The following is a 21516-nucleotide window of genomic DNA, read 5'->3' on the forward strand; positions in this document are numbered from 1 at the left end:
GGTCATCCGCGGACACCGCGGAAACAGGGGACTTTGAGAGGGGATCAGCGCGTGGTCGACGTATCCAAGGGCAGTACGCCCGGTGGGCCTGGCGTCAATCTGACCAAGGGTCAGGCCATCAGTCTGCAGAAGAAGGACGGGGGAACCCTCACCGCGGTGCGGATGGGGCTCGGCTGGCAGGCGGCCCCCCGGCGCGGCCTGTTCGGCTCGCGCACCCGGGAGATCGACCTCGACGCCTCCGCCGTGCTGTTCGCCGACAAGCAGCCTGTCGACGTCGTGTTCTTCCGCCACCTCGTCAGCGACGACGGCTCCGTGCGGCACACCGGTGACAACCTCGTCGGCGGTGCGGGCCAGGGCGGCGACGACGAGTCGATCCTTGTCGACCTGCAGCGCATCCCGGTCCACATCGACCAGATCGTCTTCACCGTGAACTCTTTCACGGGCCAGACGTTCCAGGAGGTGCAGAACGCGTTCTGCCGTCTGGTCGACGAGACCAACGGACAGGAGCTCGCCCGCTACACACTGGCAGGCGGTGGGCAGTACACGGCCCAGATCATGGCGAAGGTGCACCGGGCGGGCGCGGGCTGGCAGATGACGGCCATCGGCACGCCGGCCAACGGGCGCACCTTCCAGGACCTGATGCCCGCGATCCTGCCGCAGCTGTAGGCGGTCCGGCGGGCGGCACACGAAGCGACACAGGGACAGACATAGGGGGGACAAGGCGATGACGGCCGAGCTGGTCCGGGGGCAGAACCACCCGCTCTCCCAGGTCCGTCTTGAGGTCCGCGTTTCGGCCGGCAAGCCGATCGTGGCCGGGGCCACGCTCAGCGACGAGCAGGGCAGGGTCCGCGGTGTCGAGTGGGTGGCCCACCCGGGCGCGCCCACCCTGCCCGGACTCGAGGTCTCCAGGCAGGCCGCGGCCGACCATCGCCTCGCGTTCGACCTGGACGCCCTGTCGAAGTCCGTGCACCGGGTGAGTGTGCTGCTCGCGCTGCCGTCCGGGGTCGGCGGCCCGGTCCGGTTCGGAGCCGTCGCCGCCCCCTTCGTCGCTGTCACCGGTCTCGACGGCTCCGAGGTCGCCAGCTACACCGTCACCGGCCTGGACGCGGAGTCGGCCGTCGTCGCCCTGGAGCTCTACCGCCGACAGGACGCGTGGAAGGTCCGCGCGGTCGGTCAGGGATACGCGGGCGGTCTCGCCGAACTCCTCACCGACCAGGGCCTGCCCGAGGCACAGCAGCTCGCGAGCAGCATCAACGAGGCGGTGGCCCAGGGCCTGGCCCGCTCGGTCGCGGCACCCCCGTCCCGTACGCCCGACGCGGACCGCTCACGACAGGCGGCCACCTCGGCGACGGGAGGGGACCAGCCGTACACGGCTCCGCCCCAGGGAGCTTCCGGGAACGTATCGCCGCCGCAGTCCCCGTACGACGCGTCCGGCACACAGGGCTCCACAGCAGCGCAGGCGGACTACCCCGCGGGACCCACGCAGGCCGACCCTTCCGCCGCCACGCCGGCGTCCGCGGCTGTCGCCGGCGGTCCGGTCGACTACAGCCACCCCGGTCGGCAGAACGCGGCCCCGCCCCCGCCCCCGCCGACCTCACCCCCGGCTCCGCCCGGACAGCCCGCACAGCCCGTCGCGGGCGACGCGACCGGCTGGTCCATGGAGGAGCGGCTCTACAACCAGGTGTGGGGCATGTTCGAGGACCTGGCCCGCACCACCGCCGCCTATCGCAGCGCCGTCGACTTCGCCGACTCGCGCATGGAGCAGGAGCTCGACAAGGTCCTGTCCGACCCGCGCAGCCGGATCGGCGGGCAGGGCGACGCCGCGCGCGAGGCGGCTCACGCCAAGCACGCCCAGCTGGTCGACCGGGCACGGGCGGCCCTTGACCGGGACCTGGCGCAGCTCGGTGCCGAGGCCGATGTCGTCGAGCCCGCGCTGCCCGCGGCGTTCGCGGGCTGGGACAATCCGGTCTGGCACGGCTACCGGGTGCCCATGGAGGTCCCGATGGCCGTGCGTCTGGGCGATCTCCGGCTGCCCGAGAGCGAGAGGCTGAGCATTCCGATGCTGGTCCGGCTGCCGCTGGAGCGCGGTCTGTGGATCGACAGCGGGCGCGCCGGCCTCAGCGATTCACTCGCCGACTCCGACGAACTGCGTCGCCTCGCCGTGGACACGGCCGTGTCGCATGCCGGGCGCCTGCTCGCCGTCTATCCGGCGGGTGAGTTCACCGTGCACGTCATAGATCCGGCCGGTTCGGGTGCCTCGTCCCTCGCGCCGCTGGTGCGGTCGGGGGTGCTCGAAGGCGCGCCCGCCGTCGGCGCCGCGGGGGTGGCCGACGTCCTGGCCCGCCTCACTCAGCGCGTCGACCTGGTGCAGATGGCGGTGCGCGGTGGAGTGGCCGACTCGCTGCCCCCGGACCTCGACACCGCTGAACAGCTGTTGATCGTCAACGACTTCCCGCACGGCTTCGACGACCGCGCCGTGACCCAGCTGCGCTATCTCGCCGACGAGGGGCCGGCCGTCGGCGTCCATCTGATGATGGTGGCCGACCGGGAGGACGCCGAGGCGTACGGGCCGTTGCTCGACCCGCTCTGGCGATCGCTACTGCGACTCACCCCGGTGCCCGACGACCACCTCGCCGACCCCTGGGTCGGGCATGCCTGGACCTACGAGCCGGGGCTTGTCCCGCCGGGCAGTCAGGTGCTCCAGCAGGTGCTCACGCAGGTTGCGGCGGCCCGCCGTCCCTGGAACCGCTGACGCCTCCAGCGGTTGTATCAAGTGTAGGTAAAGTCTCCTGACCAGCGAATTTGGACCTTCTTTTGCCAATCGCTTTACCTTTCCTTGGTGATTCAGGTACTGTTTTCCGTACGGAGGGGAGTACTCCCTACCAACTGCGGCGTACCCGTCAATACGGATCAGGCCAGATCCCGGGGCGTCGGCCCGCAGGCACCAGGACGCACCGCGCGTCCCGGCCGCCTCGGGTGGAAGAGACCTCCAGCAGCGACGACGCTGAAATTTGCCGTTACGAACTGCCGGAGGCGCAGTGGATGTTTCCCTGGCCCTATGGGTCCTGACGATCGCGGGCCTTGCCGCCCTCATCGCCGTCGACTTTTTCATCGGACGCAAGCCGCACGACGTATCGATCAAGGAAGCCGGAATCTGGACGGTCGTCTGGATCGCTCTGGCCGGACTGTTCGGACTCGGGCTGCTCGTCTTCTCCGGTGGCCAGCCCGCCGGAGAGTTCTTCGCCGGCTTCATCACCGAGAAGTCGCTGAGCGTCGACAACCTCTTCGTCTTCGTCCTGATCATGGCGAAGTTCGCGGTGCCCACGCAGTACCAGCAGCGAGTGCTCCTCGTCGGTGTGCTCATAGCCCTCGTGCTGCGCGCGATATTCATCGCCGCCGGTGCCGCCGTCCTCGCGAACTTCGCGTGGGTCTTCTACATCTTCGGCGCGTTCCTCATCTACACCGCCTGGAAGCTGATCCAGGAGGCCCGGGCGGACGACGAGGACGACGAGTTCGAGGAGAACCGGCTGCTCAAGGCCGCCGAGCGACGCTTCGGCGTGGCCGACCGCTACCACGGCACCAAGCTGTGGATCCAGCAGAACGGCAAGCGCGTCATGACGCCGATGCTGGTCGTGATGCTCGCGATCGGCACCACCGACGTGCTCTTCGCGCTCGACTCGATCCCGGCGATCTTCGGCCTGACCCAGGACCCGTACATCGTCTTCACGGCCAACGCGTTCGCGCTGATGGGTCTACGACAGCTGTACTTCCTCATCGGCGGCCTGCTCAGGAAGCTGGTCCACCTCAGCTACGGCCTGTCGGTCATCCTCGGCTTCATCGGCGTCAAGCTGGTGCTGCACGCGCTGCACGAGTCGGGCGTCCATGTCCCCGAGATCTCCATTCCGGTCTCCCTCGGCGTGATCTGTGGGGTCCTGGTCATCACGACGATCACCAGCCTCATCGCCTCCAAGAAGCAGGCGGCGCGGGAAGCGGTCGAGAGCGCGCCGAAGGACAGCATCGACGTCTGACCGCGTCGGCCGTAGGAACAGGCAGTCCTGGAGCGGTGCGCGGCGAATCGCCGGGCGCCGCTCCAGACGCTTGCTCGGGTCCTGAGCGCTCCCCGGCCGGGAGGGAGACGCCCCGGCCGGGTACAGGCGCCCATGAAGTTCGTGCAGATCATCGACTTCGTGACCGAGCACATCGAGGAGACGCGGGAACTGGCCGAGCTGTGTACCAGGCCGCCCTCCCTCACCGACTGCGACGTACGGGAAATGACCGAGCTGAAGTCGTGGCTCGATCCCGGGCCCCGCGTCACCGGAATGCGGGGCCCCAATCCGCCTGAAAGGATCACTGCATGCTCGTTCGATTCCGGTCACTCGTGACGCAATGGACGTCCGTCGTGCCCGTGATCGCGCTGGTCCTACTGGCCTTCACCTGGGGGCGAGATCTGCCCGGCGCGGTCGTCGCGCTGGTCACGGTGGTTCTTGCCGGAGCCGTGCTCGCCGCCGTGCACCATGCCGAAGTGATCGCGCACCGGGTCGGCGAACCCTTCGGCTCACTCGTCCTCGCCGTCGCCGTCACGATCATCGAGGTCGCCCTGATCGTCACCTTGATGGCGGACGGCGGCGACAAGAGCTCGACGCTGGCCCGTGACACCGTGTTCGCGGCTGTGATGATCACCGTCAACGGCATAGTCGGCGTGTGCCTGCTCGTCGCCTCACTGCGCCACGGACTGGCGGTCTTCAACGCGGAGGGTACCGGGGCCGCCCTCGCGACCGTCGCGACGCTGGCCACGCTCAGCCTGGTGTTCCCGACGTTCACCACCAGCAAGCCGGGCCCGGAGTTCTCCACGGCCCAGCTCACCTTCGCCGCGCTGGCCTCGCTGGTCCTGTACGGCCTGTTCGTGACGACCCAGACCGTGCGCCACCGCGATTACTTCCTGCCGATCACCCGGCAGGGCAAGGTCATCGACGTGGACGACCACGCCGACGCCCCGTCCGCCCGTACGACCAGAATCAGCCTGGGCCTGCTCGCCGTGGCCCTCGTCGGTGTGGTCGGTCTGGCCAAGGGTGTGTCACCGACCATCGAGTCCGGGGTCGAAGCGGCCGGTATGCCGGCTGCCGTGGTCGGTGTGATCATCGCGCTGCTCGTGCTGCTCCCCGAGACCATCGCCGCACTGCGGGCGGCCCGCCGCGACCGCGTGCAGACGAGTCTGAACCTGGCTCTCGGCTCGGCGATGGCCAGCATCGGCCTCACGATCCCCGCCGTCGCGCTCGCGTCCGTCTGGCTCTCCGGACCGCTCGTGCTGGGCCTCGGATCCACTCACATGGTGCTGCTCGCGCTGACCGTGGTGGTCAGCTCCCTGACGGTGGTTCCCGGACGCGCCACGCCGCTGCAGGGAGGCGTCCATCTGGTGCTGTTCGCCGCCTACTTGGAGCTGGCGATCAATCCCTAGGGCGCGTCGCTCGGTATCGCGTGCCCCAGTGCGCGGTCACTCCGCGGTGGCTACGACCGCCGGCCGCGGCACCGGCCGTGTCTCGGGCAGCAGCGCGAAGCAGCCCAGGCTGAGCAGTGCGATCGCCGTCAGATAGGTGGCCACACCCCAGGGGACCCCTTCTCCCTGGGCCACCGCCGTCGCGACGATCGGGGTGAGCGCGCCGCCTAGGACCCCGCCGAGGTTGTAGCCCACCGCCGCGCCGGTGCAGCGCACCCGGGGTTCGTACAGCTCCGGCAGATACGCGGCGATCACGGCGAACATCGTGATGAACGCGATCAGCGCCACCAGGAAGCCGAGGAACATCAGCAGGGGTTCGCCGGTCGACAGCAGCGCGATCATCGGGAACATCCACAGCGCGGCGACCGCGCAGCCCACCAGGCACAGGGGCCGGCGCCCGTAACGGTCGCCGAGCAGCGCCATCAGGGGCGTCAGAGATCCCTTCACCACCACGGCGGCCATGATGCAGGCCAGCATGACGGTACGACTCACACCGAGCCGTTCGACGCCGTAGGCGAGCGCCCAGGTCGTCACCGCGTAGAACACCGCGTACCCGACCGCGAGGCCGCCGGCTGTCAGCAGCACCAGCCGCCAGTGGTCGCGCACCACTTCGGCGAGCGGCACGCGCGCGTGGTCCCCCATTTCCAGGAACTGCGGGCTCTCCACGAGCGAACTGCGCAGCCACAGCCCGGCCGCCGCGAGCACCCCCGCCGCCCAGAACGGCACCCGCCACCCCCATGCCGCGAACTGAGCGTCGGACAGCGTCGCCGACAGCACCAGCATCACGCCGTTGGCCAGCACGAACCCCAGAGAGGGGCCGATCTGCGGGAAACTCGCCCACAGCCCGCGCCGCTCGGCAGGCGCGTGCTCGGCGGTCAACAGCACCGCCCCGCCCCACTCCCCGCCGAGCCCGAGCCCCTGCAGAAAACGCAGCACCAGAAGGAGCACGGGGGCGGCCACACCGATCGTGCCGTACGTCGGTACGCAGCCGACGGCCACGGTCGCGGCGCCGGTCAGCAGCAGTGAGGCGACGAGCACCGGCCGCCGCCCGCGCCGGTCCCCGATGTGCCCGAAGAGCACCGAGCCGAGCGGGCGGGCGACGAAGCCGACGCCGAACGTCGCGAAGGCCGCCAGCGTTCCCGCCAATGGTGAGAACGTCGGGAAGAACAGCGGCCCGAGAACCAGCGCGGCCGCGGTCCCGTAGACGAAGAAGTCGTAGAACTCGATGGCTGTCCCTGCGAGCGAAGCGGCCGCGAGCCGGAACATGGAGGGCTTCTTAACTGTCTGTACGTCGTGCATGCCGCGTCAACTACCCACGGTGATCGGCGGTTACGGGGGCGTGCGGGGGCTTGTCCGGCGTCAGTAGGTGACCGTGATGCGCCGGGCGGGGCCGTCCACGCGGATCGTGCCCCCATAGGGGATGACGATCTGCGGATCGGTGTGACCGAAGTCCACATCGAGGACGACCAATGTGTTCGGGGCATACATGTCGACCGCTCGGAGAACGGCTTCGTGCTGCTCTCGTACATAACGGGCTCTGGCAGCGGCATCGTTGGGCTGCTCGAAGGACCATGCCTTGGGGCGGGCCATCAGGAGTGCGGGGAAACGTTGCAGCAGGCCGCGCTCGCCCATGCTGCGCAGAATCCAGAAGACGTCGTTCGCCTTCGGCATCTCCTCCGAGGTCTCCAGGAACAGCACATGGCCGTCGTACACGGAGGGATCGCGGGCGATCTCGCGGTCGGCCATCAGCAGCCAGGCGAGGATCTCGACATTGCCGCCCCAGGAGCGGCCCTCGACCACGCGGTCCGGGCGGTGCCAGGTCCAGCCGTCGCCCGGTTCGGTCGGCGGCTCGGAATCGAAGGTCGCCGGGTCGTCCCAGGGGCTGTTCACCTCGCCGAAGCGGTCGGCGGGGCGCAGATCGTACGGCCCGGAGGTGAACAGCGCGGCCCGCAGCGACTCGGCGGTCAGCGGGTCCATGGCACCGGGGCGGCCGAGTTCGCACATCACCGATCCGCCGTGGTAGCCGACGATTCCGGCGTTCCACAGGTACGCGAGGAAGCACGTGTTGTCGCTGTACCCGAAGAACGGCTTCGGGTTGGCGCGGATCAACTCCCGGTCAAGGAGCGGCAGCACGGTGATCTGGTCGTCGCCGCCGATGGAGGAGATGACGGCCTTGACCGTCGGATCGGCGAACGCCGCGTGGAGGCCGTCGGCCCGTTCCTGCGGCGTCGAGCCCATCTTCCGGGTCGCCGGATACTCGACCGGTTCGAGGCCGTACTCCTTGCGCAACCTCTCCAGACCCAGCTCGTACGGGAGCGGGAGGAGCCCGGGGAGTCCGGAGGAGGGCGAGAGGACCGCCACCCGGTCGCCCGGTGAGAGCTTGGGAGGGTACGAGGGCGTCGTCATGACGGGAGGTTATGGGGCGGTGCCGCCCGAGCGCACCGTGATAAACCGGGTCTGAGCAGCGGTCCTCAACGGGCCGGCGTACCTGGAAGGACCGGAGGAACTGTGCCCCGCACACTCGCCAACGCCCCGATCATGATCCTCAACGGGCCCAATCTGAACCTTCTCGGGCAGCGTCAGCCGGAGATCTACGGCTCGGACACGCTCGCCGACGTCGAGGCCCTGTGCGCCAAGGCGGCGGCCGCGCACGGCGGCGCGGTCGACTTCCGTCAGTCCAACCACGAGGGTGAGTTGGTGGACTGGATCCACGAGGCGCGCCTGAACCACGCCGGGATCGTGATCAACCCGGCTGCCTACTCGCACACCTCCGTCGCGATCCTGGATGCGCTCAACACCTGTGACGGCCTTCCAGTGGTGGAGGTCCACATCTCCAACATCCACCAGCGTGAGGAGTTCCGGCACCACTCGTACGTCTCCCTCCGCGCCGACGGAGTGATCGCGGGGTGCGGGGTGCAGGGGTACGCGTTCGCGGTGGAGCGGGTCGCGGCCCTCGCGAGGACGGGGCACGCGGAGGCCTGACGGTGCGGGGCCGGGATGCCGAACTGACGCGCGCGGGTTGGTGAGGCGCCGGGTCGCGGCGGCCCCGTCGCCGGTGTCAGAGCCGTCCCGCCTCCACGATGCGCCGCAGAAAGCGCTGCGTCCGCTCTTCTCGCGGGTTCCCGAAGATCTCCTCGGCCGTGCCGCGTTCAAGGACCACGCCGCCGTCCAGAAAACAGACCTGGTCCGCGACCTCGCGGGCGAAGCCCATCTCGTGTGTGGCCAGGACCATGGTCATACCGTCGTCCTTCAGGTCCCGGACGACGCTGAGGACTTCGCCCACGAGCTCGGGGTCGAGGGCGGCGGTGATCTCGTCCAGGAGCAGCAGCCGGGGACGTACGGCCAAAGCGCGGACGATCGCCGCCCGTTGCTGCTGGCCACCGCTCAGCCGGTCCGGGTACTCGCCCGCCTTGGCGCCGAGCCCGAGCCGGTCGAGCAGCTCACGGGCGTGCGCCTCCGCCTCCGCGCGGTTCACGCCGTGCACGCGACGCGGAGCGAGGGTGATGTTCTCCAGGACGGTCATGTGCGGAAAGAGGTTGTACGCCTGGAACACCACGCCGATCCGGCGGCGTACCGCGTCCTGGTCGGCCCGCGGGTGGGTGATCTCCTCGTCGTCCAGCCAGATGGCGCCGTCGTCGATGTCCTCAAGGAGGTTGGCGCAGCGCAGCAGGGTGGACTTGCCGGAACCGGAGGCGCCGATCAGCGCGGTCACCGTGTGCGGGGCGACATCCAGGTCGACGTCCCGGAGCACGACGGACTCGCCGAAGGCCTTGCGGACGGACTCCATGCGCAGTACCGGAGTGGCGGTCATATGGTCCCTCCCTGTGCCCGCTGACGGTCCATCCGGGCAGTGACCCAGTCCGTGAAGCGGGTCATCGGGATGGTCAGGGCGACGAAGACCAGTCCCGCGACGATGTACGGCGTGTAGTTGAGGCTGCGGCCCACAATGATGTCAGCGGCGCGCACCGCGTCGACCGCGCCGCCGATCGAGACGAGCCCGGTGTCCTTCTGGAGGGACACCAGGTCGTTGAGGAGGGGCGGCACCTGGCGGCGTACGGCCTGGGGGAGTACGACGTACCGCAGGGACTGCCGGTTGGTGAGGCCGAGCGAGCGGGCCGCGGCGCGTTGCGAGGGGTGGACGGACTCGATGCCGGCACGGAACACCTCGGCGACGTACGCCGAGTACGTGAGCGTCAGCGCGGTGCCGCCCAGCAGAATCGGGTCCACCGTGACGCCCTGGAGCCGCAGCGCGGGGACGCCCAGCACCACGATCATCAGGTTGATGATCAGCGGGAGGCCGCGGAAGAAGTCGGTGTACGCGGCGGCCAGCGCTCGCAGCGGGAAGAAGACCGGGCCGCGCAGGGTGCGGGCGATGGCGATCAGCATGCCGAGGACGAGTACCGCTACGCCGCAGATCAGGAGCAGCCGGACGTTGAGCCACAGCCCTTCGAGGACTTTGGGGAACGCCTCGCGCGCGTACTGCCCGTTGAAGAACGTCTCCTTGGTGCGCGGCCAGCCCGGTGCGCTGGCGACGACGAAGTAGAGGACGACGCCGGTGATCAGGGTGGAGAGCGCGGCGATCGCCGTCGCACGGCGGGAGCGGGTGCGCTTGTAGCGCTCCCGCTCGATCCGCCGCTGCGACGGGACGTACGCCTCACGCACGTCTCCTTCGCCGGAGTCACTGCCGGGCGCGTCCTTCACGACCGTCACTTGAGTACCGGAGCGTCGACGGCGTCGGAGAGCCACTGTTTCTCGATCGAGGCCAGCGTGCCGTCCTCGCGCAGGGTGTCCACCGCGTCGGTCACGCACGAGGTCAGCGCGCTGCCCTTGTCGAGGACGAGCCCGAACTGCTCGGGCGTGCCACCGCTGTTCTCGAACTGCCCGACGATCTTCGCGTCCGTCACCTCGGCCGCGGTGATGTAGAAGGCGGTCGGCAGGTCGACCACGATGGCGTCGACCTGGCCGTTCTTCAGCGCGGACTTGGCCTGGTCGTTCTTCGCGTACGCGGCCGGGGCCTCGGTCGGCTTCACGACGTCGTTGATGTAGTCGAGGCTGGTGGTGCCGACCTGGGCGCCCAGCTTCACGTTCTTGAGGTCGGCGATGCTCGTCGCCTTCGCCGCCTTGGAGTCCTTCAGCGCGATGACGGCCTGGCGTACGTCGTAGTAGCCGGACGAGAAGTCCACGGCCTTCTTGCGCTCGGTGCTGATCGACACCTGGTTGATGTCGAAGTCGAAGGTCTTCTCACCGGGCGCGAAGGCCTTGTTGAAGGGGACGCTCTGCCAGACGACGTCACTCGTCGCGTAGCCCAGCTGCTTCGCCACGGCGTACGCGACCGCCGACTCGTAGCCCTCGCCGTTGGCGGGCTTGTCGTCCTTGAACCACGGTTCGTACGCGGGCTCGTCGGTCGCGATCGTCAGCTTGCCGGACGTCTGGGTGGCCAACTTGCCCTTGTCGCAGGCGTTCGCGGAGGGCGAGGCGTCCGCGTTGTCCTCAGGCTGCGGGGCACAGCCCACGGCGACGACGGCGAGCAGGGCGACGGTGGTGGCGGGCGCGGTGCGGCGCAGGGCGCGCTGGACGAGATGCATGGCGGGAGAGTGACAGTGCGACGTCCTGTTTGTCCAGGTCACAAGGACAACTGTCCGCATATTGGGAACGGGTGTTGCATTCCTGTGAACACATGCTCAAAGGCTCCGTCGAGCATCCCGTTGAGACGCTTCGCCGGGGCCGCCGGCCGAGGGCGGGGAACGATAGGCCGGCGGCCCATCCGTGCAGGAGCCGTCATCCTGCGCGGGGCTGCTTCCAGTGGACCGCGCCGGGGCGCGCGCCGGGAGCGCGCGCGTGGCACCGGCGTGTGCGCTTGGTTCACACGGGGCGCGCAGGGGGAAGCACTTCGCCCTTCAGCGTTTCGCTTCCCCCCCGAACCGGGGTTTACCACCCCCGCGCGCGCCACTCCGGCAGGTGCGGCCGTTCCGCGCCCAGCGTCGTGTCGTTGCCGTGGCCCGGGTAGACCCAGGTCTCGTCCGGCAGCACGTCGAAGATCTTCGTCTCGACATCGTGGAGAAGGCTGGCGAACGCCACTGGATCCTTACGTGTGTTGCCCACACCGCCCGGGAAGAGACAGTCCCCCGTGAACACATGCGGATGCCCGTGCGGATCGTCGTAGACGAGCGCGATCGAGCCCGGCGTGTGCCCCACGAGGTGGCGCGCGGTGAGTTCCACGCGCCCCACCCGGATCGTGTCGCCGTCCTGGACCGGGACATCGGTCGGCACCGGGATGCCGTCGGCGTCGTCCCGGCCGGCGTACGTGCGGGCGCCCGTCGCCGCCACGACCTCCGCGAGTGCCTGCCAGTGGTCGCCGTGCTGATGAGTGGTGACGACGGACGCGATGCCGTCGTCACCGATCAGCGTGAGCAGGGTCGAGGCGTCGCTGGCCGCGTCGATCAGGAGCTGCTCGCCGGTGGCCCGACAGCGCAGCAGATAGGCGTTGTTGTCGAACGGGCCCACCGCGACCTTGGAGATCATCAGGTCCTGCAACTCGTGCACATCGGCAGGGCCGCCGACCTTCACCGCTCCGCTGTACGTCATGGCGGCAGCCTATAGCGGCGGGAGGACGGGGAGCGGGCCGCCGTCGGTGGTCAGCGCCGCACCGTTCCGGCGCCCGGCGAGCCAGCCGAGCAGGTCCGCCTGGCGGCCGGTGACGGTGATCGGCTCCCCCTCGCGGCGGCCGGAAGGAATCAAGCGGCCGTCGTCCTGGTTGAGCAGGAAAGCGGGTACGTCGGGGTGGCCCCGGAAACGTTCCGCAAGGAAGTCGATCTCGCGCTGGGTGAACTCCTCGGAGAGGTCCTCCAGCTCATATCCGATCCCCAGATCCACGTGGTGCAGCTCGACCTCGGTCCACCGCCGGAACGGCACCCGGGACGCGGAGTCCGTGACCCCGTTGCGCAGCTCCACCGTGCGGGACCAGTCCGCGGGCGTGGCCCCGACCTTCTGAAAGCGCGCCGCGCTCTCCCGCACGTCTGTGAGCTGCACATTCAGCGGGCGCGGGGCGTCTCGCTCGATATCGGCGTCCCGGGCCTCCCCTGAGACGTACATGGGACGTCCGGCGAGGACGTTCACGAGCGCGTCCGCGTTGCGGGCGACATGGGCGAGCAGATGTCCGAGGGTCCAGCCGGGAAGCCGTGTCGGCTCGGCCACAGAAGCGTTGTCCAGTTTGGCTGCTGCGGTGAGCAGCCGTTCGGTTGCGTCACGTACAGACGCCAGGTCACGCACATGATCGTTCATGGGCTCGACGATAGCTCCGCCACACGTTCGGGTGAAGGCCGTTGACCAGCACCTCAAATCGAATGCACGTGCTATAGGCTCGGGCGCGGCGTCGGGCATGCTGGATGACCCGGGATTGTTGTGAACCAGGGAAACCGACCCGGCGTTGTCAGTGGCTCCCCCTAGTCTGAAAATGACGGGGGCCCCGCCCCTGTCACTTCTCTCAAGAAAGGTGCGGACCGGCGTGGCCGACCGTCTCATCGTCCGTGGAGCGCGCGAGCACAACCTGAAGAATGTCTCGCTCGACCTCCCGCGCGACTCGCTCATCGTCTTCACGGGCCTGTCGGGGTCGGGCAAGTCCTCCCTCGCCTTCGACACGATCTTCGCCGAGGGGCAGCGCCGGTACGTCGAGTCGCTGTCCTCGTACGCCCGGCAGTTCCTCGGGCAGATGGACAAGCCGGATGTGGACTTCATCGAAGGCCTCTCCCCAGCGGTTTCCATCGACCAGAAGTCGACCTCGCGCAACCCGCGCTCGACGGTCGGCACCATCACCGAGGTCTACGACTACCTGCGCCTGCTCTTCGCGCGCATCGGCAAGCCGCACTGTCCCGAGTGCGGCCGGCCCATCACGCGCCAGTCGCCGCAGGCCATCGTCGACAAGGTCCTGGAGCTGCCGGAGGGGAGCCGCTTCCAGGTCCTGTCGCCGCTCGTGCGCGAGCGCAAGGGAGAGTTCGTCGACCTCTTCGCCGACCTCCAGACCAAGGGTTACAGCCGGGCCCGGGTCGACGGGGAGACGATCCAGCTCACCGAGCCGCCCACGCTGAAGAAGCAGGAGAAGCACACCATCGAGGTGGTCATCGACCGCCTCACGGTGAAGGACGGTGCCAAGCGCCGCCTGACCGACTCCGTGGAGACCGCCCTCGGTCTGTCCGGGGGCATGGTCGTACTCGACTTCGTCGACCTCCCCGCCGACGACCCCGAGCGCGAGCGCATGTACTCGGAGCACCTGTACTGCCCGTACGACGACCTGTCCTTCGAGGAGCTGGAGCCCCGCTCCTTCTCCTTCAACTCGCCCTTCGGCGCCTGCCCCGAGTGCACCGGTATCGGTACGCGCATGGAGGTCGACGCCGAGCTGATCGTCCCGGACGAGGACAAATCCCTCGACGAGGGCGCCATCCACCCGTGGTCGCACGGACACACCAAGGACTACTTCGGTCGCCTCGTCGGCGCTCTCGCCGACGCGTTGGGATTCCGGACCGACATCCCCTTCGCCGGTCTTCCGCAGCGCGCCAAGAAGGCCCTGCTCTACGGCCACAAGACGCAGATCGAGGTCCGCTACCGCAACCGGTACGGGCGCGAGCGTGTGTACACCACCGCATTCGAAGGGGCCGTCCCCTTCGTGAAGCGGCGGCACAGCGAGGCCGAGAGCGACGCGAGCCGCGAGCGCTTCGAGGGCTATATGCGCGAGGTGCCCTGCCCCACCTGCGAGGGCACGCGCCTGAAGCCGCTCGTTCTCGCGGTCACCGTCATGGAGAAGTCCATCGCAGAGGTCTCCGCGATGTCCATCAGTGACTGCGCGGACTTCCTGGGCGAGCTGAAGCTCAACGCGCGCGACAAGCAGATCGCCGAGCGCGTACTGAAGGAGGTCAACGAACGGCTGCGCTTCCTGGTCGACGTCGGCCTCGACTACCTGTCACTGAACAGGGCGGCCGGCACCCTCTCCGGCGGTGAGGCCCAGCGCATCCGGCTGGCCACCCAGATCGGCTCCGGACTCGTAGGCGTCCTGTACGTCCTCGACGAGCCCTCCATCGGCCTGCACCAGCGCGACAACCACCGCCTGATCGAGACCCTGGTCAGGCTGCGCGACATGGGCAACACGCTCATCGTCGTCGAGCACGACGAGGACACCATCAAGGTCGCCGACTGGGTCGTCGACATCGGCCCCGGCGCGGGCGAGCACGGCGGCAATGTCGTACACAGCGGTTCCTTGAAGGACCTGCTGAACAACCCCGAGTCGATCACCGGGCAGTACCTGTCGGGCAAGAAGGCGATCCCTCTCCCGGACATCCGCCGTCCCGCCGACCCGAGCCGCAAGCTCACCGTGCACGGCGCCAGGGAGAACAACCTCCAGGACATCGACGTCTCCTTCCCCCTCGGTGTCCTCACGGCCGTCACCGGTGTGTCGGGCTCAGGAAAGTCGACGCTGGTCAACGACATCCTGTACACGCACCTGGCCCGTGAGCTCAACGGTGCGCGGAGCGTTCCCGGGCGGCACACGCGCGTGGACGGCGACGACCTCGTCGACAAGGTCGTGCACGTCGACCAGTCGCCCATCGGCCGTACGCCCCGTTCCAACCCGGCGACGTACACCGGAGTCTTCGACCACGTCCGCAGGCTGTTCGCCGAGACGACCGAGGCGAAGGTGCGGGGCTACCTACCGGGCCGCTTCTCCTTCAACGTCAAGGGCGGCCGCTGCGAGAACTGCTCGGGCGACGGCACCATCAAGATCGAGATGAACTTCCTGCCGGACGTGTACGTCCCCTGCGAGGTCTGCCACGGGGCGCGCTACAACCGGGAGACCCTGGAGGTCCACTACAAGGGCAAGTCCATCTCCGAGGTCCTCGACATGCCGATCGAGGAGGCGCTCGGCTTCTTCGAGGCCGTGCCCGCGATCTCCCGCCACCTCAGGACGCTCAACGACGTCGGTCTCGGCTACGTCCGGCTCGGTCAGTCGGCGCCGACGCTGTCCGGCGGTGAGGCACAGCGAGTGAAGCTGGCCTCCGAGCTCCAGAAGCGGTCGACGGGACGTACGGTCTACGTGCTCGACGAGCCGACCACCGGCCTGCACTTCGAGGACATCAGCAAGCTCATCACGGTGCTGTCCGGCCTGGTCGACAAGGGCAACACGGTCATCGTCATCGAGCACAACCTCGACGTCATCAAGACCGCGGACTGGGTAGTCGACATGGGTCCCGAGGGTGGCAACGGCGGCGGACTCGTGATCGCCGAGGGCACGCCCGAGGAGGTCGCCGGGATCCCGGCCAGCCACACCGGCAAGTTCCTGCGTGAGGTCCTCGACGCCGACCGGATCAGCGACGGGTCCTCGGTGAAGGCCCCCCGCAGGGCGCCGGCCAAGCAGGCGGTGGCGGCCAAGTCAGCCCCGAAGAAGACGGCCACCAAGGCCGTCAACAACACGGCGACAAAGAAGGCAGCAGCGGCCACAAAGACGACGGCCACCAAGAAGGCGACCTCCGCGAAGAAGACCACGCGGGCCAGCAAGTCCTGACAAGTCGGCAAAAAGACGGCGCCCCACGGGAACTCCCCGTGGGGCGCCGTCCGTTGCACAGTCAGCCGCCCTGCCTCCTACGGTTCGACGAACCGCTCCCGCAGGGAGCAGCGGACCTCAGGGAGCGTCGAGTTCGGACGCGTACGGCGGTTCCGCGCCCGCTCGTGAGCAGGTGATCGCCGCCGCGCGGGCCGCGAAGCGCAGCAACTCGGTCCAGCCCTCGGGACCCAGGCCCGCCAAGCCCGCCGGGGACAGGGCGTCGCGTGCGGCCAGGCCGTGCAGCAGCGCCGCGTTCACCGTGTCACCGGCGCCGATGGTGTCCACGACTTCGACCTCTTCGCCGGGTACGGGGTGCACCGAGCCGTCGCGGGTGAACGCCGTCAGGCCGTCGCCGCCCTGCGTGATCACCACGGCTGCCGGGCCGGACGCCAGCCACTCGCGCGGGGTGCCCCCGAGCCACAGAGCGTCCTCCTCGGAGAGCTTGAGGAGTGACACCGACGGGAGCCAACTCTTGAACCGGGCACGGTAGGCGTCCGCGTCGGGGATCAGTCCGGCCCGGATGTTCGGGTCGAGGGTGGTGAACACGCCCCGCGCGGCCGCGATCCGCATCAGCTCCTCGTACGCGCTCGCACCCGGCTCCAGGACGAGCGAGCAGGTACCGAAGGACACCGCCCTTGTCGCGTCCGGGAGTTGGGCCGGGGCCGTGAAGAGGCGGTCCGCGGTGCCCTCTACGTAGAAGGAGTACGAGGCCGAGCCGCCCGCGCCGATCGAGGCGACGGCGAGGGTCGTCGGCTCCGCTCCGCGCTGCACGGACGACACATCGACGCCCGCCTCGCGAAGCCCGTCCAGGAGTGCCTCGCCGAAGGCGTCCTGCGAGACCCGGGAGCAGAAGGCCGTGGGGGAGCCGAGGCGGCCCAGTGCCACCGCGGTGTTGTAGGGCCCGCCGCCGAGCGCCGGTTGCAGGCCGACGAGCGCGCCCGCGCCCTGCGGCACCAGATCGATCAGGGCCTCACCGGCGACGACGATCACGACACGGGTCCTTTCTCGGGGTTCTCAGGGTTCTCGGAGTTCTTGCGGCTCTCGGGACGCCCTGAGGTCGCGTAACCCTCGGGCGCCTCGGAGGTCTCTGGGCAGCCGCACGAGGTGCGGTGGACGAGGGTGGCGGGCAGCCGGACGGTACGGCCCGGACGGCTGGGCGATGCCAGTCGTTCCAGGAGCAGTTGGAGGGCCTGGGCGCCGATCTCCTTGCTGGGCTGGGAGATCGCGGTCAGCCGGGGTGTGAACAGGTCCGCCCAGGAGAAGTCGTCGAAGCAGCACAGGGCCATGTCGGTCGGCACGGACAGGCCTCGCTCGCGCAGGGCCCGCAGTGCGCCGATCGTCATGGCGTTGTTGCCGGTGACCAGCGCGGTGGGCGGTGCCGCGAGAGACAGCAGCGCGTCGGTGGTGCGCTCGGCGGCACCGGACTGGGAATCGCCGTGCGCCACGAGCCGCTCGTCGTGGGGGAGCCCGGCGTTCGCCAGACCGTGTCGGTAGCCGGTGATCCGCTCGGTCGTGGTGCTGAGTCCGGGCAGGCCCGCGACCAGTCCGATGCGTTTGTGGCCCAGCTCGGCCAGGTGTGTGACCAACTGCGCCATGGGCTCGGCGTTCTCGGTGCAGACCTGGTCGAAGTGGAAGGGGGCGGTGGATGCGGTGCCGGAAGAGCCGCCGGAGAGGGTGCCGGCGGACGGGTCGACCAGCCGGTCCAGGAACACGGTCGGCACGTCGTGTTTTCCGAGGTAACCCAGCAGTTCGCCGGGATCCGCCGAGGGCGCGATGATCATGCCGTCGACCCGGCGCTCGTGCAGCAGCTGGGCGACCTTCCGTTCGTGCAGAGGGTCGTCGTGCGGATCGGCGATGAGCAGGCCGTAGCCGTGCTCCAGGGCTCCGGCCTCGACCCCCTGCAGGATTTCCGTGAAGTACGGGTTGCTGATCGCCGACACCGCGAGGCCGATGGACCGTGTGCGTGAGGTGACCAGTGAACGGGCGAGGCTGTTGGGCGTGTAACCGAGCGCGTCCATCGCGTCGAGCACCGCCTGGCGGGTGGCCGGCCGCACGGGGCGCGTGTCGTTCAGTACATGCGAGACGGTCGCGGTGGACACACCCGCGCGCTGGGCCACATCGACCATCGTCGCCATTTGCGCTCCCGTCCCCGGAACCCGTCCTTCGCACGGGAACGTATCCCATCCGGCGGCGGACGTAAACGCTTACGTAAGCGTTTACGTCCACACGTCCGCCGCCGGCTCCTGCTTCATCCCACCTCGTCCCGAGCCCGAGCCCGAGCCCGAGGCTGTGTCTGGCGGGCTTGCCCGGCCCGGTGGCCGCCAGGACCTGACGCTGAGCGGCTACCCCCAATCCCACTCGATCCCCACGATCCCCGACCGCACCCGCGGCTCGACCAGGTGCACCGAGCGGTGGTGACCGCTCAGCGTCAGTTCCTGGCGGCCACTGCGCGGTGCCGCCGTCGAGTGCTGAGTGAACCGGTGGCAGCGCACGGGCAACGTCTCCCCGGTGAACCGCACTTGGAGGGCGTACTGCCCGCCCGCGAAGCTGAAGCCGCGTACGTACTCGCTGGACGCCCCGGCCGTGCCGTCGTCGAAGCCGTAGCGGAAGAGATATGTGTCGCCCGCGCGCAGCCGCGTGTCGAAGAGCAGCTCGGCCACGAGAACTCCGGTTTCCTGGTGCCAACGCACCCGCCCCGTACGGCAGTTCTCCAGAGCGCGCACCGCCATCCGCTCCGGAGCGCACCCCGGGTCGCCGTGGTGGATGGCCATATAGCGGTCCACGCCCTCCTTGTGGGCGCGCACTATGTGGTGCGACTCGTGGCCCACCAGCTCGCGCTCTGCGCCGATCCGTACGCATTCGTGGTGGCCGAGGGTGTGCAGCCCGCTGTCGAGGGGCGAATCCAACTCGCCCAGGAGTCGCTCCAGGACGCCGGAGGCCTCCACGAGAGCGCGGTACGAATGGCCCGAGGAGCGGTCCGGGGCGGACTGCTCCTCGGCCTTGGCGAGCAGCCGGATCAGTGACTCGTCCGGGAGTTGGAGGATCTCCTCCAGGGCGCGGACGGCGCGCAGCGACTCGGGCCGCTGCGGGCGCCGGGCGCCCTGCTGCCAGTAACTCAGGCTGGTCACCCCGACCTTGACCCCGTACCGCGACAGGTGGTGCTGTACCCGTTGCAGGGGCAGCCCGCGGGCGGCGATCGCGGCGCGCAGCGCGATATGGAAGGGGCCGCCCCGCAGAGCCGTCTCCAGTTCCGCCGTGGCGAGGTCCGCGTGCTGTGTGCCGTGCCGCATGCAGGGGCCTTTCTGTGAATGCTCACAACGGCTGGTCAGGCCGCTCGTACGGGTGGTCGGGGCCGCCGGGGCGGCGCGCGGGGTCTGTTCACGCGCGCGTGTCGCCGTTCGCGGCCTCAAGTTCCACCGCATTGAAGCGTGTTGACCAAGCCGCGACAACACCTGATGCGCAACGCGCCCCAGTAGTCGCCTGAACCTCTGCCACCCCTTGTGTCCCAGTAGTCACCTATTCCTCGCGCCCCAGCAGCTCCCGTATCGCCCCCGCCGAAAGCGCCGACTTGTGCAGGAAGCCGTGGGCCGGGCTGGCGGCGATGAGTTCCTGGAAGTCCTCCAGGGAGTGCGTGGAGATCAGAATCACGGCGATCGCTCCGCCCGCGATCCGCCGCGCCAGGTCGAAGCCGCTCTCGCCGTCGAGGTCGAGATCGACCAGGACGACGTCCGGGGTCAGGTCGTGGACCCGCGCGATGGCCTCCGCGCCCGTCGAGGCGACACCGACGACCTGCACCCCGCCACGCTCCAGCAGGGCGCGTGCGGCCTCCAGGAACCGGGCGCTGTCGTCGACGAGGAGACAGCGCATGGACATGCTGGCAGCTTCCCAACGGGTTGTGCGGTGCGCCTTGCAGCTAGCCGGAAAGTGGTGAAGGAAAGTGGTGAAGTCCTTTGCCCGAAAGGGTGATTGGCGCTCACGGAGAGCAGCGGCGGGTCACGGGCGGTAGCATGTCGATGCCCTGGGGTGGCCGTGTCCCGTCGTCGGTCGGATGGGGGTGCACGATGAAGTTGCTCCAACGAGAACGAGGGCGAGCCCGGCGCGCGTTCTTCCCGGGGGCGCTCTGTGCGGCCCTCCTTGTCGCCGGCTGCGGCGGGGGAGAGAGCGACGGAAAGCGTTCCAGGGCGCGCGCGGACACCACGTGCGACGGAAAACTGAAGGGCACCACCGACATCACCGTGTGGTTCCACGCGGGCCCGAGCGGTGAGTTCGACATGCTGCACCGCCAGGTCAAGGACTTCAACGCCGGGCAGCGGGCCGTACGGGTCGAGCTGATCGCGCTGCCCGAGGAGCGCCCGTACACGGATCTGGTCGAATCGGCGGCAGCCAGCGGTGAACTGCCGGACCTGCTCGACTTCGACGGCCCGAACCTCTACAACTACGCCTGGTCGGGCAAGCTCAGGCCGATCGACTCCTGTGTACCCGACAGCGTGAAGAACGACCTCTTGTCCTCGATCCGTAAACAGGGCACCTATGAGGGCCGTTTGTGGGGCGTGGGCACCTTCGACTCAGGTCTCGGCCCGTATGTACGCCCGTCGGTCCTGAAGAAGGCCGGCATCCGCGTCCCGAGCGGCCCAGGCGAAGCCTGGACAACCACCGAGCTGACCGGCATCCTCCACCGGCTCAGGAAACAGGGGTACGAGCGCCCGCTCGACCTGCGGCTCAACTACTGCCTGCCGGGCCAGGAATGGAACACGTACGGCTTCGCGCCCGTCGTCTGGTCGGTCGGCGGGGCTCTCATCGACCCCGCAACGCACCGCACGGCCGACGGCTTCCTGAACAGCCCTGAGGCCGTCAAAGCGCTCACCATCATGCAGAGTTGCTCCAAGGAGGGGCTGATCGACCCCGACGAGGACGACAAGGCCTTCATGGAGGGGCGCAGTCCGATCTCCTGGGTCGGGCACTGGATGTACGGCGAGCACACGAAGGCGTTCCCCGGCGATGTGAAGATCGTCCCGCTGCCGGACTTCGGCAAGGGCACAGTCACGGGTATGGGGTCCTGGCAGTGGGGTGTCACCACCGGTGCCACCGACGGCGACGCGGTCTGGCGCTTCCTCGCCCATCTGCTCGAACCCGACCAGATCCGCCGTATGACGCAGGCGAACGGAGCGGTCCCGGCGACGAACGGCGCGGTGAAGATCTCGCCGGCCTTTGCGGCGGGCGGCCCCGAGCACCTGTTCATCGAGCAGCTGAGGACGGTGGCGCGGCCTCGCTCGCAGACGCCCGCTTATCCCGCCGTGACCCTGGCCTTCTCCAAGGCCTTCGCGAAGATCGTCGTCGATCGTGCCGCGGTCAAGGCCGCACTGGACCGGGCGGTCCGTGAGATCGACAAGGATCTGGCCGACCACCGGGGCTACCCCGCCGACTGGCCATGAGTTTC

19 protein-coding genes are annotated in these 21516 nt (G+C 69.2%); 8 read left to right on the top strand and 11 right to left on the bottom strand.

Annotated elements, in window-relative coordinates; translation table 11 throughout:
• Nucleotides 1-99 precede the first annotated feature (99 nt).
• The 5 genes from AB0N66_RS03540 to AB0N66_RS03560 all read left to right on the top strand — a co-directional run bounded on the left by AB0N66_RS03540 (nt 100) and on the right by AB0N66_RS03560 (nt 5455).
• On the top strand, nt 100-666 hold the full coding sequence (locus tag AB0N66_RS03540) for a TerD family protein (RefSeq protein ID WP_365428467.1): 567 nt from the start codon (nt 100-102) through the stop codon (nt 664-666).
• A 58-nt stretch (nt 667-724) separates the two neighbouring features.
• Nucleotides 725-2752, top strand: a complete 2028-nt coding sequence (locus AB0N66_RS03545) for a TerD family protein (protein WP_365428002.1) — start codon at nt 725-727, stop codon at nt 2750-2752.
• 286 nt (nt 2753-3038) lie between these two features.
• Nucleotides 3039-4028, top strand: a complete 990-nt coding sequence (locus AB0N66_RS03550) for a TerC family protein (protein WP_365428004.1) — start codon at nt 3039-3041, stop codon at nt 4026-4028.
• A gap of 132 nt (nt 4029-4160) precedes the next feature.
• Nucleotides 4161-4382 carry a hypothetical protein gene (locus AB0N66_RS03555; protein ID WP_365428007.1) on the top strand — a complete coding sequence of 74 codons (222 nt, stop codon included), beginning with the start codon at nt 4161-4163 and terminating at the stop codon, nt 4380-4382.
• Nucleotides 4355-5455: an ionic transporter y4hA gene (locus AB0N66_RS03560; RefSeq protein WP_365428010.1), complete on the top strand. Its 1101-nt coding sequence runs from the start codon at nt 4355-4357 to the stop codon at nt 5453-5455. Before AB0N66_RS03555 ends, AB0N66_RS03560 begins: the two co-directional genes overlap by 28 nt.
• 36 nt (nt 5456-5491) lie before the next feature.
• Here the strand turns inward: AB0N66_RS03560 and AB0N66_RS03565 are convergent, their stop codons facing one another.
• Nucleotides 5492-6793 (bottom strand): MFS transporter, encoded by a 1302-nt coding sequence (locus AB0N66_RS03565; protein ID WP_365428013.1) that lies wholly within the window; start codon nt 6791-6793, stop codon nt 5492-5494.
• Between the two features lie 60 nt (nt 6794-6853).
• Nucleotides 6854-7900: a S66 peptidase family protein gene (locus AB0N66_RS03570; protein WP_365428016.1), complete on the bottom strand. Its 1047-nt coding sequence runs from the start codon at nt 7898-7900 to the stop codon at nt 6854-6856.
• 102 nt (nt 7901-8002) lie between these two features.
• Between AB0N66_RS03570 and aroQ the strand changes: the two genes are divergently transcribed.
• Entirely contained in the window at nt 8003-8476 is a 474-nt protein-coding gene (gene aroQ, locus AB0N66_RS03575; RefSeq protein ID WP_365428019.1) for a type II 3-dehydroquinate dehydratase, read from the top strand.
• 76 nt (nt 8477-8552) lie between these two features.
• On the opposite strand, the gene AB0N66_RS03580 is transcribed toward aroQ, so the two are convergent.
• The 5 genes from AB0N66_RS03580 to AB0N66_RS03600 all read right to left on the bottom strand — a co-directional run bounded on the left by AB0N66_RS03580 (nt 8553) and on the right by AB0N66_RS03600 (nt 12775).
• Nucleotides 8553-9305 carry an amino acid ABC transporter ATP-binding protein gene (locus AB0N66_RS03580; RefSeq protein WP_365428022.1) on the bottom strand — a complete coding sequence of 251 codons (753 nt, stop codon included), beginning with the start codon at nt 9303-9305 and terminating at the stop codon, nt 8553-8555.
• The gene (locus tag AB0N66_RS03585) at nt 9302-10204 is read right to left on the bottom strand and encodes an amino acid ABC transporter permease (protein ID WP_365428024.1); all 903 of its coding nucleotides are present in this window, start codon (nt 10202-10204) and stop codon (nt 9302-9304) included. The genes AB0N66_RS03580 and AB0N66_RS03585 overlap by 4 nt, the downstream gene beginning before the upstream one ends.
• Nucleotides 10201-11079, bottom strand: coding sequence for an ABC transporter substrate-binding protein (locus AB0N66_RS03590; protein WP_365428027.1), 879 nt, complete (start codon nt 11077-11079; stop codon nt 10201-10203). The genes AB0N66_RS03585 and AB0N66_RS03590 overlap by 4 nt, the downstream gene beginning before the upstream one ends.
• Before the next feature lie 343 nt (nt 11080-11422).
• Nucleotides 11423-12079 (bottom strand): MBL fold metallo-hydrolase, encoded by a 657-nt coding sequence (locus AB0N66_RS03595; RefSeq protein WP_365428030.1) that lies wholly within the window; start codon nt 12077-12079, stop codon nt 11423-11425.
• 9 nt (nt 12080-12088) lie between these two features.
• Nucleotides 12089-12775: a maleylpyruvate isomerase family mycothiol-dependent enzyme gene (locus tag AB0N66_RS03600; protein WP_365428033.1), complete on the bottom strand. Its 687-nt coding sequence runs from the start codon at nt 12773-12775 to the stop codon at nt 12089-12091.
• A 223-nt stretch (nt 12776-12998) separates the two neighbouring features.
• Here AB0N66_RS03600 and uvrA point away from each other — a divergent pair, with 223 nt between their 5' ends.
• The gene (gene uvrA / locus AB0N66_RS03605; protein ID WP_365428036.1) at nt 12999-16040 is read left to right on the top strand and encodes an excinuclease ABC subunit UvrA; all 3042 of its coding nucleotides are present in this window, start codon (nt 12999-13001) and stop codon (nt 16038-16040) included.
• Between the two features lie 117 nt (nt 16041-16157).
• On the opposite strand, the gene AB0N66_RS03610 is transcribed toward uvrA, so the two are convergent.
• The 4 genes from AB0N66_RS03610 to AB0N66_RS03625 all read right to left on the bottom strand — a co-directional run bounded on the left by AB0N66_RS03610 (nt 16158) and on the right by AB0N66_RS03625 (nt 19952).
• Nucleotides 16158-17069 (bottom strand): carbohydrate kinase, encoded by a 912-nt coding sequence (locus tag AB0N66_RS03610; protein WP_365428039.1) that lies wholly within the window; start codon nt 17067-17069, stop codon nt 16158-16160.
• The gene (locus tag AB0N66_RS03615; protein WP_365428042.1) at nt 17066-18214 is read right to left on the bottom strand and encodes a LacI family DNA-binding transcriptional regulator; all 1149 of its coding nucleotides are present in this window, start codon (nt 18212-18214) and stop codon (nt 17066-17068) included. The genes AB0N66_RS03610 and AB0N66_RS03615 overlap by 4 nt, the downstream gene beginning before the upstream one ends.
• A gap of 207 nt (nt 18215-18421) precedes the next feature.
• Nucleotides 18422-19369, bottom strand: a complete 948-nt coding sequence (locus AB0N66_RS03620) for a hypothetical protein (RefSeq protein ID WP_365428045.1) — start codon at nt 19367-19369, stop codon at nt 18422-18424.
• Between the two features lie 226 nt (nt 19370-19595).
• The gene (locus AB0N66_RS03625) at nt 19596-19952 is read right to left on the bottom strand and encodes a response regulator (protein WP_365428048.1); all 357 of its coding nucleotides are present in this window, start codon (nt 19950-19952) and stop codon (nt 19596-19598) included.
• A gap of 188 nt (nt 19953-20140) precedes the next feature.
• Between AB0N66_RS03625 and AB0N66_RS03630 the strand changes: the two genes are divergently transcribed.
• Nucleotides 20141-21511 (top strand): extracellular solute-binding protein, encoded by a 1371-nt coding sequence (locus tag AB0N66_RS03630; RefSeq protein ID WP_365428051.1) that lies wholly within the window; start codon nt 20141-20143, stop codon nt 21509-21511.
• The last annotated feature ends 5 nt before the right edge of the window (nt 21512-21516 follow it).

It is taken from the genome of Streptomyces sp. NPDC093544, from assembly GCF_040683495.1.
Classification (GTDB): Bacteria; Actinomycetota; Actinomycetes; order Streptomycetales; family Streptomycetaceae; genus Streptomyces.

Bases quoted from the DNA above. Each gene is read 5' to 3' on its own strand.
- AB0N66_RS03615 (WP_365428042.1), bottom strand. From the start codon at position 18,214: ATGGCGACGATGGTCGATGTGGCCCAGCGCGCGGGTGTGTCCACCGCG.
- AB0N66_RS03560 (WP_365428010.1), top strand. From the start codon at position 4,355: ATGCTCGTTCGATTCCGGTCACTCGTGACGCAATGGACGTCCGTCGTG.
- AB0N66_RS03600 (WP_365428033.1), bottom strand. From the start codon at position 12,775: ATGAACGATCATGTGCGTGACCTGGCGTCTGTACGTGACGCAACCGAA.
- AB0N66_RS03555 (WP_365428007.1), top strand. From the start codon at position 4,161: ATGAAGTTCGTGCAGATCATCGACTTCGTGACCGAGCACATCGAGGAG.
- AB0N66_RS03590 (WP_365428027.1), bottom strand. From the start codon at position 11,079: ATGCATCTCGTCCAGCGCGCCCTGCGCCGCACCGCGCCCGCCACCACC.
- AB0N66_RS03620 (WP_365428045.1), bottom strand. From the start codon at position 19,369: ATGCGGCACGGCACACAGCACGCGGACCTCGCCACGGCGGAACTGGAG.
- AB0N66_RS03570 (WP_365428016.1), bottom strand. From the start codon at position 7,900: ATGACGACGCCCTCGTACCCTCCCAAGCTCTCACCGGGCGACCGGGTG.
- AB0N66_RS03580 (WP_365428022.1), bottom strand. From the start codon at position 9,305: ATGACCGCCACTCCGGTACTGCGCATGGAGTCCGTCCGCAAGGCCTTC.
- AB0N66_RS03595 (WP_365428030.1), bottom strand. From the start codon at position 12,079: ATGACGTACAGCGGAGCGGTGAAGGTCGGCGGCCCTGCCGATGTGCAC.
- AB0N66_RS03630 (WP_365428051.1), top strand. From the start codon at position 20,141: ATGAAGTTGCTCCAACGAGAACGAGGGCGAGCCCGGCGCGCGTTCTTC.
- AB0N66_RS03545 (WP_365428002.1), top strand. From the start codon at position 725: ATGACGGCCGAGCTGGTCCGGGGGCAGAACCACCCGCTCTCCCAGGTC.
- AB0N66_RS03565 (WP_365428013.1), bottom strand. From the start codon at position 6,793: ATGCACGACGTACAGACAGTTAAGAAGCCCTCCATGTTCCGGCTCGCG.
- AB0N66_RS03625 (WP_365428048.1), bottom strand. From the start codon at position 19,952: ATGTCCATGCGCTGTCTCCTCGTCGACGACAGCGCCCGGTTCCTGGAG.